This is a genomic window from Streptomyces caelestis, assembly GCF_014205255.1.
GTDB lineage: Bacteria > Actinomycetota > Actinomycetes > Streptomycetales > Streptomycetaceae > Streptomyces > Streptomyces caelestis.
The window spans coordinates 151,914-165,276 of record NZ_JACHNE010000001.1 but is presented as its reverse complement, the minus strand read 5'-3'; the positions used below and the strand labels follow the sequence as shown (position 1 = coordinate 165,276).

Here is a 13,363-nt window from a genome sequence, read left to right as displayed (position 1 = left end):
CTCGCTGTTGTCGTGTTCGGTGGTGGTCCGGCTCGCGCGGGTGTCAGCGGTCGGCCGCCATGTGGGCCGGCAGCCCGTCGATGTGGGAGCGGGCCGTCGGTTCCAGAACGACCCGCTTCAGCACGTGCCTCAGGTGGGACCACGGGCGGTTCAGGTCGCCGGCCCACTGCCAGGTGAGCCGGGAGCCGTCCGGGGTGGACTCCACGACGTAGTCCTCCACGAGGTGCCGGAAGACGTCGCGGGTACTCGCGACGACGGTGAACGTCTTGCGGTGTCCTTCCTCCCAGCGGTAGAAGCGCTCGCGCAGGACGAAGCCTCCGACGGTCTCGACCTCCCGGGTCGTACCGACCCCGAACGGCCGGGGAGAGGTCCACGTCAGCCGCTTCACGCCCTTCGTCCAGTGCGCCGGGCCCGTGTCGTCGGTCAGCGCCGCCCAGGTCTCCTCGGCCGGGTGGGGGATGTCGACGGAGCGCGTCATGCGGAGGGACGCGGTGGCCAGGAGCGAGTCGTCAGCCTCTTCGACCGGGTACCAGCGGGTGGGCATCGGGGGGCCGTCCTTCCGGAGCCTGCGGAGGTGGGGAGGCCGGTGAGGGTCACCGGGGCAGCGACGTGAGGTGGGTGCGGACCGCGTCGAGCGTGGTCCCGGCGTGCTCGGTGATCATCGTGAAGTGGTCGCCGGGCACGTCCACCGCGACGGGCGCGGTCCGGCCGGGCCAGTGCGCCTGCCAGCCGGACTCGGGGAACCCGGGACCGGGCAGTGGCCGGCTCGCCCGGACCTGGAGGGCCGGGACGTCGAGGTCGGCCGGGCGCCAGCCCGCGAGGACCCGGGCGAAGCCGCCCATCGCGGTCAGGACGGTGTCGTCCAGGAGGGCGGCGGCACCGTCGACGGGGGCTTCCGCCAGCGAGCGGCCGATGTACTCCCCGATGTGCGGCAGTACGGGGCTGCCGGGCGCGTAACTGTCCAGCAGGACCAGGGCCGCCGGACGCCCGCCCCGGCGCACCAGCTCCGCGGCCACCGCGCTCGCGAGCCAGCCTCCGGCGGAGTGCCCGAGGAGCGCGAACGGCGCGCCGCCCGTGCACCGTTCGACGTCGTCGGCGTGCAGGCGGAGCAGTGCGCCGAGGTCGGCCGGCAGGGGTTCGCCCGCGATGAAGCCGGGCGCCGGCAGCACCCACACGTCGTGTTCGCCGCGCGCGCCGGCGGCGAGCCGGGCGTACTGGTGGGCGCCGGACTTGCCCGCGAACGACGGGAAGCACACGAGTGCGGGTCCACCGCCGCCGCGCGTCAGCCGCACCGGCGCGGGCCGCCGTACCGTCCCGGCCTCGACGTCCGCCGCGTCGAACGTCTCCCGGAACCGGGCGGCGTCCTGAAGGAACGTGGTGAACTCGGCGAAGCGGCCGTCCTTCGCGGCCCGCGCGGCCAGTGAGGCGAGGACGCCCGCGCCGGTGGGTTCCCTGCCGGATGCCTCGGTCGTGGCGGCGGGGGAGTCCCCGAGGTCCTCGTTCCCGGGCGGAGGAACGAGTGAGGCGGTGACCAGCAGCGTGTGGAGGCGGGCGGCGAGCCCGTCGAGCGTGGGGTGCTCGAAGAGGGCGGTGGCGGGCAGCCGGGCTCCGGTGGCCGTCTGGAGGTGCGCGCGGATCTCCGCGGCAACGACGGATTCGATGCCCAGTTCCGGGAGGCTGAACGCCGCCTCGACCTCGGTGGTGCCGGCGTGTCCGAGGGCCGTGGCGACATGCTGGGCGATCAGGGTGCGCAGGGTGTCCTCACGGGCGCCGGCCGTGAGCGGGGCCAGGCGTTCGTGGAGCCGGGCCGCCGCGTCGTCGGCCGACCGCTCCTCGCCCGCGTCACCGGCCGTCGCGGCCGCCGCCGGGAGCGTGCCGTCCGGCCAGAAACGGCGGCCCTGGAACGCGTACGTGGGGAGGTCGGCATGGGGACCGGCCGGGACGTCCAGGACGGCGGACCAGTCGACCCGCACACCGCGCACGTGCAGCCGGGCCGGCGTCTCGAGCGCGCCCTGCTGCTCCGGGTGGTCGCGCCGCAGCAGCGGGACCGCCTCGACGGCCGGGCCCGGGTGCCCGGCCGCCGCGTCCCGCACGAGCGCCGTCAGCACACCACCCGGGCCGGGTACGACCACCGTCGCGACCCCGGCGTCCAGCAGGGCGCCCACGACATCGTGGGAACCGGCCGCCTCACGCAGGTGGCGCACCCAGTACTCGGGCGTGCTCGCCTCCTCGGCCGTGCGGCCCGACAGCAGTGCGATGCGCGGCGGTTGGAAGGCCAGGCCGCTCGCGATCCGGCCGAACTCCTCCAGGGCGCTGTCGTCCAGGGCTGGGAGGGACCCTCGCGACGACCGCTTCCGCTGTCCCTCGCCGGACGCCGCCCGCATCAGCCGCCCGCGCGCCGCCACCAGCCGGCAGGCGTCCTCGGCCGACAGCACGCCCGCCGCGTAGGCGGCCGTCACCTCGCCGACCGCGTGGCCGCCCAGCACGTCCGGGACCACGTCCCAGGACTGCAGCAGCCAGAAGGACGCCGCCCCGACGGCGAACAGACCGGCCTGGGCGTACCCGGTCTCGTCCAGCAGAGCCGCCTCGGGGGTGCCGGCCTCGGCGAACAGCACCTCGCGCAGCCCGGGCCGGACCGCGTCGCCCTCGGGGTTCAGTTCGCGGTCCAGCGCCTCGCACAGTTCCTCCAGCGCCCGCGCGAAGACCGGGTGCCGCTCGTGCAACTCCCGCCCCATGCCGGGGAACTGGCTGCCCTCGCCGGGGAAGAGGAAACCGAGGCGGCCGGTGGCGGGCGTACCGCGTACCAGGCCGGGGGCCGACGCGCCCGACGCCAGGGCCGCGAGACCCGCCTCGAAGGCCGCCCGGTCGGCGCCGATGACCACCGCGCGGTGCGACAGCGCGGCGCGGGTGAAGGCCAGTGTCCCGGCCACGGCCGCCAGGTCCGTCCCGGGCCGCTCGGACAGGTGCTCGCGCAGACGCTCCGCCTGCGCCCGCAGGGCCGCCGCGCTGTGCGCCGACAGCAGCCACGGCCAGGGCCCGGACACCGTAGCGTCCTCGGGCCGCCGGGGCTCGTCCTCCCGGGACGGCTGCTCCAGGATCACGTGCGCGTTCGTCCCGCTGATGCCGAACGCCGACACACCGGCGCGCCGCGGACGCCCGCTCTCCGGCCACGGGACCGCCTCGGACAGCAGCTCCACGGCACCCGCGGACCAGTCCACGTGCGGGGTCGGTCCGCTCAGGTGCAGCGTGCGCGGCAGCAGGCCGTGCTCCATCGCCTTCACCATCTTGATCACACCGGCCACACCGGCGGCGGCGGCCGTGTGCCCGATGTTGGACTTCACCGACCCCACCCACAGCGGCCGGCCGGCCGGCCGGTCCTGCCCGTAGGTCTCCAGCAGCGCCTGCGCCTCGATCGGGTCGCCGAGCGTCGTGCCGGTGCCGTGCGCCTCCACGGCGTCGACGTCGGCGGAGCCGAGGCGGGCGCCCGCCAGGGCCTGGCGGATGACGCGTTGCTGGGAGGGGCCGTTGGGCGCGGACAGCCCGTTGCTGGCGCCGTCCTGGTTGGTGGCGCTGCCGCGGATGACGGCCAGCACGCGATGCCCCTTGCGCCGGGCGTCCGACAACCGCTCCAGCAGCACCAGACCGACGCCCTCACCCCAGCTCGTACCGTCGGCGTCGGCCGAGAACGGCTTGCACCGGCCGTCCGGGGACAGCCCGCGCGTCCGGCTGAACATGACGAACGCCTCCGGGGTCGACAGCACGGTCACCCCGCCGGCCAGGGCAAGCTCGCACTCGCCCGTCCGCAGCGACTGCGCCGCCAGATGCAGCGCCACCAGCGACGACGAGCACGCGGTGTCCACGGTCACCGCCGGTCCCTCCAGGCCGAAGGTGTACGCGAGCCTGCCGGACAGCACGCTCGCCGCGCCGCCCGTCATCAGGAAGGCCTCGGTACCCCGCCGCGCGGACGTCCCCGCCACCAGCTGCGGATAGTCCTGCCCGCTGAGGCCCGCGAAGACGCCGGTACGGCTGCCGCGCAGGGTGGCCGGATCGATGCCGGCGCGCTCGAACAGCTCCCAGGAGGTCTCCAGGAGCAGCCGCTGCTGCGGGTCCATGGCGAGGGCCTCGCGCGGGCTGATCCCGAAGAACGCCGCGTCGAAGCGGTCGGCGTCGTCGATGAAGCCGCCCTCGCGGGTGTACGTGTGGCCGACGCGCTCCGGGTCGGGGTCGTAGACCGACTCCACGTCCCAGCCGCGGTCCCCGGGGAAGGACGAGATCGCGTCGGTGCCGTCCGCGACCAGCCGCCACAGGTCCCCCGGACCCCGCACGCCTCCGGGGAAGCGGCAGGCCATCGCGACGATCGCGATCGGATCGCCGTCCACGGCCGTGTCGGCCTGTGCCTCCGGAGCAGGCTCCCGGGTGCCACAGAGCCGGTCGAGCAGATGCCCGGCGAGGGCCTGCGGTGTCGGGTAGTCGAAGACGACGGACGCCGACAGGCGGGTGCCGGTCGCGGTGCGCAGCCGGTTGCGCAGTTCCACCGCGGTCATCGAGACGAAGCCGAGGTCGCTGAAGGAGCGGTCGGGCGCGACGGGGCCGTCCAGGCCCAGCACGGCCGTGGCCTCGTCCACCACCAGGTCCAGCACCAGCTGCCGCCGGTCGGCCTCGGGCAGTGCGGCCAGCCGGCGGGCCAGGTCCGTGCCCTCGGCGCTGCCCGCGGGCTCCGGACCGCCGCCCGCGGACGCGAACGCGCGGACGGCGCCCATGGGCGCGGGAACGGTGTCCGCCGGCCGGACGTCCACCCAGTAGCGCTTGCGCTGGAAGGGATACGTCGGCAGCTCCAGGACCCGGCCGGGCGGTGTGGTGAACCCACTCCAGTCCACGGGGAGGCCGTGCGTGTGGGCGTGGGCGGCGGAGGTGAGAACCCGGGGCCAGCCGCCCTCGTCGCGGCGGAGGGTGCCGGTGACGAAGATGTCCCGCTCGGCCTCCTCGGCGGTGGCTTCGAGGGCGAGGGTGAGCACCGGGTGGGGGCTGCACTCGATGAACGCGGTGTGGCCTTCGGCGAACGCCGTGCGGACCGCGTCGATGAGGCGGACGGGCCGGCGCAGGTTCGCGTACCAGTAGTCGGCGTCGAGTCCGGCCGTGTCGACGGGTTCGCCGGTGACCGTCGAGTAGAACGGGACCGTGCCCGAACGGGGCGTGACACCCGCGAGGGCCCGGACGAGGTCGTCCTTGACCGGTTCGACGTACGGCGAGTGGGAGGCGTAGTCGGCGTCGACGCGGCGGGCGCGGATCTCCTTCTCCTGGCAGAGGGCGACGAGTTCGTCGAGGTCCTGGGGCTCCCCGGCGACGACCGTGGCCGCGGGGCCGTTGAGGACGGCGACGGACATACGCCCCTGCCAGGGCTCGATCAGCTCGTTGGCGTGTTCCTCGGACACCGCCAGGGAGACCAGGCCGCCCCGCCCGGAGCAGGCGAGCAGGACCTGGCTGCGCAGCGCGACGATCCTGGCGGCGTCCTCCAGGGGGAGGGCTCCGGCGACGACGGCGGCGGCGATCTCGCCCTGGGAGTGGCCGATGACGGCGGCGGGTTCGATGCCGAGGGAGCGCCACAGGGCGGCGAGGGAGACCATCACCGAGAACAGGGCGGGCTGCACGACGTCGGAGCGGGAGATCCGCTCTCCGCCGCACAGCAACCCGGTGAGGGACCAGTCGACGTACGGGGCGAGGGCGGCCTCGCAGTCGGCGATGGACCGGGCGAACACCTCGGAGGTCTCCAGCAGTTCGGCGGCCATGCCGACCCACTGCGAGCCCTGGCCCGGGAAGACGAACACCGGACGTTCGTACGCACCCTGCCCGGTGATGACACCGGGAGCCGCGGCGCCGGTGGCCAGGGCGTCGAGTCCGGCCACGAGTTCGTCCCGGTCGGTGCCGAGGACCACCGCGCCATGGTCGAGGGCGGCTCGCTGGGTGAGGAGGGCGTGTGCCACCTCACGTACGTCCGGCAGGTCGTCGAGGCGCGCCGCCAGGCGCTCGGCCTGGGCGCGGAGTGCGGCGGTGTCGCGGGCGGACAGGGCGAGGGGCACGACCGGCGCGAGGGGCGCGGCGGGTTCGCCCGCCGCTTGTGGGGTCTCGGCGGGCGCCTGCTCCAGCACCACGTGCGCGTTGGTGCCGCTGACGCCGAAGGAGGAGACCGCTCCGCGGCGGGGCCGGTCCGTGGCGGGCCAGTCGCGCTGCTCGGTGAGCAGCTCCACCTTGCCCGCCGACCAGTCGACGTGGGGGGTCGGCGCGTCCACGTGCAGCGTCCTGGGCAGGATGCCGTGGCGCATCGCCATGACCATCTTGATGACGCCGCCGACACCGGCGGCGGCCTGCGCGTGCCCGATGTTGGATTTCAACGAGCCCAGGTACAAAGGCAGTCGGCGGTTCTGCCCGTACGTGGCGAGCAGCGCCTGCGCCTCGATGGGGTCGCCGAGCGTGGTGCCGGTGCCGTGTGCCTCCACGGCGTCCACGTCGGCCGGGGCGAGGCGGGCGTCGGCGAGGGCCGCCCGGATGACGCGCTGCTGGGCGGGCCCGCTGGGCGCGGTCAGGCCGTTGGAGGCGCCGTCCTGGTTGACGGCGCTGCCGGGGATGACGGCCAGCACCCGGTGCCCGTGCCGCCGCGCGTCCGGCAGACGTTCCAGTACGAGGACACCGGCGCCCTCACTGAAGCCCGTACCGTCCGCGGCGGCGGTGAAGGCCTTGCAGCGGCCGTCGGGGGCCACGCCGCGCTGTCGGGCCGTCGCGGTGAACATGCCGGGCTCCGCCATCACGGTCGCCCCGCCGGCCAGGGCCAGTTCGCTCTCGCCGCGCCGCAGCGACTGAACGGCCACGTGCAGGGCGACCAGCGACGCCGAGCACGCCGTGTCGACGGTGATCGCCGGGCCCTCCAGCCCGAAGACATACGACAGCCGGCCCGACAGGACGCTCGCGGCCAGGCCGCCGATCAGATAGCCCTCCAGATCGGGAGTGCGCCGCACCAGCGCCGAGTAGTCCTGCTGGCCGGTGCCCATGAACACGCCCGTGCGGCTGCCCCGCAGCGTCGTCGGATCGATGCCGGCGTGCTCGAACGCCTCCCAGGAGGTCTCCAGCAGCAGCCGCTGCTGGGGGTCCATGGCGAGGGCCTCGCGCGGGCCGATGTCGAAGAAACCGGCGTCGAAGCGGTCGGCCCCGTCGACGAAGCCGCCCTCGCGGGTGTATGTCGTCCCCGGCACGTCCGGGTCCGGATCGTACAGCGACTCCACGTCCCAGCCCCGGTCGGCTGGGAACGCGGACACGGCGTCCCGGCCCTGAAGGACCAGCTGCCACAGCCCGTCCGCCGACTCGACGCCGCCCGGGTACCGGCACGACATGCCCACGACGGCGATCGGCTCGCCCTCGACGGACTCCAGCTCCTTCAGCCTCGCACGGGTCTGCTGGAGGTCGGCCGTCACCTTCCTGAGGAAGTAGCGGAGTTTGTCCTCGGTGATCTCGCTGTTCGCCACGGTTGAGCTGTCCTCTCTTCTCCGCACGGTCAGGAGAGCCCGAGTTCGTTGGTGATGAAGTCGAAGACCTCGTCGTCGTCGGCCGAGTCGAGGTGCAACGTCCTTGCCTCAGGAGGCGTTTCGGTGTTCGCCGCCGGTCGCAGGCCCCAGTCGGCGACGACCGCGCGCAGCCGCGCGGCGATCCGGGCCCGGTCGGGGTGATCGGCCGCGATGCCGGCCAGAGTCCGCTCCAGCCGGTCGAGTCCGGCCAGCACCGGCTCGGCCGACGGGACGTCGTCCCGCGGCAGCGCGCTGTCCACGTACCGGGCGAGGGCCTGTGCCGACGGATGGTCGAAGACGAGGGTCGCGGGCAGCCGGAGCCCGGTGCGGGCGCCCAGCCGGTTGCGCAGTTCCACGGCCGTCAGCGAGTCGAAGCCCAGGTCGCTGAAGGCGCGCCCCGGTGCGACGGCGGAGCTTTCGGTATGCCCGAGCACCTCGGCGACCGTGCGGCGCACCAGATCGAGCAGGATTCGCTCCCGCTCCTGCGCGTCGACACCGACGAGCCGCTGCCGCAGGTCCCCGGAGGCGTCGTGACGTGCCGGTGCGCTGGCGGCCGCCGTCGGGGCCGACGGGCCCACCAGCCCGCGCAGCAGCGCGGGAACGGAGCCGCCCGTGCCGCGCAGCGCGGCCGGGTCGAGGCGGACCGGCAGCAGCGTGCGCGGTGTTCCGTCCTTTCGCGTCCCGTTCCCGGGGCCCGCGGCCGTCAGGACCGCGTCGAACAGTGCCAGTCCGTCCTCCGGGGACAGCGGGAGGACACCGGAGCGCCGCATGCGCAGCAGGGCCGCCTCGTCCAGACGGGCCGCCATGCCCGCGTCCCACGCGCCCCAGGCCAGTGAGACGGCCGGCAGCCCGAGGGACGCGCGCTGCTGGGCGAGGGCGTCGAGGAAGGCGTTGGCGGCCGCGTAGGAGCTCTGGCCCGGGGCGCCGAGCGTGGCCGTGGCGGAGGAGAAGAGGACGAAGAGAGGCGGTGCCGCCTCCCGGGTCAGTTCGTGCAGATGCCAGGCCGCGTCGAGCTTCGGGCGCAGGACGGCGTCCACGGCTTCGGGGGCCGGAGCGTCGAGCACGCCGTCGTCGACCACGCCCGCCGCGTGGATCACCGCCGTCAGCGGGTGCGTGGCGGGAATCCGGTCCAGTACGGCCGACAGGGCGTCGCGGTCGGCCGCGTCGCACGCCTCCACGGTCACGTCCGCGCCCAGAGCACCCAGTTCGTCGGCCAGCTCGCGGGCCCCGGCGGACCGCGGCCCGCCGCGGCTCAGCAGAACCAGCCTGCGCACGCCGTGCGCCGTCACGAGATGGCGGGCGACGAGGCTGCCGAGCGCGCCCGTGGCGCCCGTGACGAGGACCGTGCCCTCGGGCCCGAGCCCCGCGACCGGTGCCGCACCGTCCGAGGGCGCCGCCTGAGCGCGCCCGAGCCGAGGCGTCAGCAGCGTGCCGTCCCGCAGCGCGAGGTGCGGTTCGCCGGAGCCGAGCGCCGCGCGCCACGGATCCCCGGTCGCCGCAGTGGCCTCGTCCACGTCCAGCAGCACGAACCGGTCGGGATGCTCCGCCTGGGCGGCCCGTACGAGCCCCCACACCAGCGCCTGCCGCAGTCCCCGTACGTCGTCGCCGGCGTCGACGGCCACCGCGTCCCGGGTCACCACGACCAGCCGTGCCCCCGCGAGCCGTTCGTCCGCCGCCCAGGCCACGAGCACGGACCGCACCGCGCGCTCGACGGCCCGCGCGGCCGTCGGGACGTCCGCGTCGGCGGGCACCACAGCCGCGCAGTCCCACACCACCGCGCCGGGCACCGGCCGCCCGGCCGCCACGGCCGCCCCCAGCGCCGCCAGACCGGCGAACGTCTCGGTGGCCAGGCCGTCCGGCAGCGTGCCGTCGCCCACGGCGACGACGTCCCGGACCGTCCCGGCGACGGACCCGGCCGGCGGCTGCCACGCGACGTGGAAGAGGCTGTCCGTGTGCCGGCGCGGGGAGGCGGCCCGCAGTTGCCCGGCGGAGACCGGCCGGGCCCGCAGCGACTCCACGGAGACCACGGGCGCCCCGTCCGCGTCCGTCACCAGCACCGCCATCGCGTCGTTGCCGGCCGGCGACAGACGCACCCGCAACGCGGTGGCGCGGGTGCGGTGCAGCCGTACGCCCTGCCAGGCGAACGGCAGCCGCACCTGCTCGCCGGTGGTGCCGGCCAGGGCCGTGTGCAGCGCGGCGTCCAGCAGCGCGGGGTGTACGCCGTAGTGGGCCGCCTCCGCCCGGAAGTGTTCCGGCAGTTCCACCTCGCCGTAGACCTGCTCGCCCGAGCGCCACATCCGGCCCAGGCCCCGGAAGGACGGCCCGTACGCGAAGCCGTTGAGAGCGACCGAGTCGTAGAAGCCGGTGAGGTCCACCGGCTCGGCACCGACGGGCGGCCACGCGCCCGTCGGGCCACAAGGGCCGCTGGGAGCCTCCGCGCCCGCGTCCGACAGCACGCCGCCCGCATGGCGCGTCCAGAGCGGCGCGGCGGACTCGCCCTCCGCGAGCGCCGCGGACGCCGGCCGGGAGGCCACGGTGAACCGCCGGCGTCCGGTGCCGTCGTCCGGTCCGACGGTGAGCTGGATGTGGACGGCGTCGTCCTCGCCGAGGATCAGCGGGCTTTCCTGGACCAGCTCCTCCACCGTGCCACAGCCTGCCAACCGGCCCGCGTGCAGGGTCAGTTCGAGGTAGGCGGTGCCCGGGACCACGGTCGAGCCCAGCACCACGTGGTCGGCGAGCCAGCCCTGCGTACGCGACGACAGCCGGCCGGTGAGGACCAGCCCGCCGCCGTCCGCCGGGGTGAGCACGGCACCGAGCAGCGGGTGCCCGGCCGGGGCCAGCCCCAGATCGCCGGGCTCGGCCGGCGCGTTCCCGCCGCCGGACAGCCAGTAGCGCTCACCCTGGAAGGCGTACGTCGGCAGCTCCGGCGGCAGGCGCCGCCCGGCCGTGGCACCGGCGGCCGTGAGGTACGCCCGCCAGTCCACGCCGACACCCCGGACGTGCGCCTCGGCCACCGCGGTGAGGACCGTGCGGACCTCGGAGCGGTTCCGGCGCAGCAGCGGCAGCGCGAGGACGCCGGAGCGCTCCTCCTCGGGCAGCACGGCGGCGGTGCCCTCGCGGGTCATCGCGGACAGCACCCCGTCCGGCCCCAGCTCCAGGAACGTGCGCACCCCCAGGCCCAGGAGCGTGCGCACGCCGTCGTGGAAACGCACCGTCTGGCGAACGTGCCGCACCCAGTGGTCGGGGGAGCGGACCTCCTCCGCCGTGACCGGACGGCCGGTGAGGCTCGAGACGACCGGGATGAGCGGCTCGTGCAGGGTCAGCGACGACAGGACCGCGCGGAAGGCGTCCAGCATGCCGTCCATGCGCGGCGAGTGGAACGCGTGGCTGACGGCCAGTTCCTTCGCCCGCCGCCCCCGGGCGCGCAGCGTCTCGGCCACCGTGCGCACGACGTCCTCGTCGCCCGACACGACCACGGAGGCGGGGCCGTTGACGGCGGCGATGCCGGCCAGGTCCGCGCGGCCCGCGAGCAGTTCGGCGACCTCGTTCTCGGTGGCCTGGACGGCTGCCATCAGCCCGCCGGACGGCAGCTCCTGCATGAGCCGGCCGCGTGCCGCCACCGCGGTGACCGCGTCCTGTAGCGAGAAGACGCCCGCGACATGCGCGGCGGCCAGCTCGCCGACGGAGTGGCCCAGCAGATGGCCGGGGCGCAGCCCCCAGGACTCGACCAGCCGGTACAGGCTCACTTCGAGGGCGAACAGCGCGGCCTGCGTCCACTGCGTACCGTCCAGCAGCGCCGCCTGCTCCGACCCCTCGTCGGCGAACAGCACCTCGCGCAGCCGAAGGCCCGCCCCCTCGGCGAAAGTCGCGCAGATCCGGTCGAGGGACTCGGCGAACACCGGCTCGGCCGCATACAACTCCCGTCCCATCGCGGCTCGTTGGGCGCCCTGGCCGGTGAACAGGAACGCCGGGCCGGTACCGTGCGCCGCCGTACCGGTGATGACCCGGCCGGGCTCGGCCTGACCGGCGCCGCGCAGCGCGTCCAGTCCCGCGAGCAGATCGTCCCGGCCGGTGCCGACGATCACGGCCCGGTGACCGAGGCTCGCCCGCTGAACGGCCAGTGGCAGGGCGAGCGCGGCCGGATCGAGGTCCGGCTGCGCGACGACCGCGTCGCGCAGCCGCTCGGCCTGGGCACGCAGGGCCCGCGGGTCGACTGCGGACAGGAGCCACGGGGTGAGCGTCGGGGAGCCGGCGGGCCGGGGTGCCTCGGCGTCGGTGCCGACGGCGACCGTGCGGCGCCCGCTGGGGCTGTTCTCGGCGGACGTGCCCTGCTCGTCGGCGTACTCCTCGGCCTGCTCCAGGACGACGTGCGCGTTGGTGCCGCTGATCCCGAAGGACGACACCGCCGCGCGACGGGGCCGGCCGGCCGACGGCCACTCCCGCCGCTCGGACAGCAGCCGCACGGCCCCGCTCGACCAGTCGACCTGGGGAGTCGGCTCGTCCACGTGCAGGGTCGCGGGCAGGACGCCGTGCCGCATCGCCAGCACCGTCTTGATGACCCCGGCGACACCGGCCGCGTGCGAAGTGTGCCCGATGTTGGACTTCACCGAGCCCAGCCACAGTGGCTCCGCCCGGTCCTGCCCGTACGTGGCGAGCAGCGCCTGCGCCTCGATCGGGTCGCCCAGCCTCGTGCCGGTGCCGTGCGCCTCCACCGCGTCGACGCCGGCCGGGGCGAGGCGGGCGTCGACGAGGGCCGCCCGGATGACGCGCTGCTGGGCGGGCCCGCTGGGCGCGGTCAGGCCGTTGGAGGCGCCGTCCTGGTTGACGGCACTGCCGCGCATCACGGCCAGCACCCGGTGCCCGTGCCTGCGCGCGTCCGACAGCCGCTCCACCAGCAGCACCCCGACGCCCTCGCCCCAGGACGTGCCGTCCGCCGCGGCGGCGAACGCCTTGACACGGCCGTCGGGCGCGAGCCCGCGCTGCCTGCTGAACTCCACGAACAGAAGCGGGCGGGCCATCACTGACGCACCGCCCACCAGCGCCAGTTCGCACTCGCCGTCCCGCAGCGACCGCGCCGCCAGATGCAGCGCGACCAGCGACGCCGAACACGCCGTGTCGACGGTGATCGCCGGCCCCTCCAGCCCGAAGGTGTACGCCAGCCGGCCCGAGGCGACACTGGTCGTGGTGCCGGTCAGCACATAGCCCTCGGCACCCTCGGACGCGGCCTTCGTCCCGGGGTCGTAGCCGAGCTGTGCCACACCGACGAACACACCCGTGTGGCTGCCGCGCAGCGACGTCGGGTCGATGCCGGCCCGCTCGACGGCCTCCCAGGAGGTCTCCAGCAGCAGCCGCTGCTGCGGGTCCATGGCGAGGGCCTCACGCGGGCTGATCCCGAAGAAGCCCGCGTCGAACCGGTCGGCGTCCGGCAGGAACCCGCCGTGCCGCCCATAGGTGCGTCCCGGCCGGTCGGGGTCCGGGTCGTACAGCGACTCGACGTCCCAGCCGCGGTCGGACGGGAACGGCGTGATCGCGTCCCGCCCCTCGGCCAGCAACTGCCAGAAATCCTCGGGTGAGCGCACGCCGCCCGGGAAGCGGCAGCCCATGCCGACGACGGCGATCGGCTCGTGGCGGGCCTCCACCAGCTGTCGGTTCTGCTGCTGGAGGCGCTTGTTCTCCTTCACGGAGTGGCGCAGCGCCTCCACCATCCGCTCGGTCCGGTCGCCGTCCGCGCCGCTCGCCCCCGAACCCTCCCCGGTCCGCGTGCCCGGCGTGTCCTGCGTCACAGGGATTCCTTCTCCGATCATGGTCGT

2 protein-coding genes and 1 pseudogene are annotated in these 13,363 nt (G+C 75.3%); all 3 read right to left on the bottom strand.

Translation table 11 applies throughout. The features are described from left to right. Positions 1–43: 43 nt before the first annotated feature. The 3 genes and pseudogenes from HDA41_RS00775 to HDA41_RS00745 all read right to left on the bottom strand — a co-directional run bounded on the left by HDA41_RS00775 (position 44) and on the right by HDA41_RS00745 (position 13,342). Positions 44–544 carry an SRPBCC family protein gene (locus tag HDA41_RS00775; protein ID WP_184979690.1) on the bottom strand — a complete coding sequence of 167 codons (501 nt, stop codon included), beginning with the start codon at positions 542–544 and terminating at the stop codon, positions 44–46. Between the two features lie 91 nt (positions 545–635). Beyond that, a pseudogene (locus HDA41_RS40565) lies at positions 636–7,472 on the bottom strand (type I polyketide synthase); the annotation flags it as partial. Positions 7,473–7,543: 71 nt separating this feature from the next. Then, a complete protein-coding gene (locus HDA41_RS00745; RefSeq protein WP_446563231.1) occupies positions 7,544–13,342 on the bottom strand; it encodes a type I polyketide synthase in 5,799 nt (1,932 codons plus the stop codon). Between the last annotated feature and the right edge of the window lie 21 nt (positions 13,343–13,363).

Bases quoted from the DNA above. Each gene is read 5' to 3' on its own strand.
- HDA41_RS00775 (WP_184979690.1), bottom strand. From the start codon at position 544: ATGCCCACCCGCTGGTACCCGGTCGAAGAGGCTGACGACTCGCTCCTG.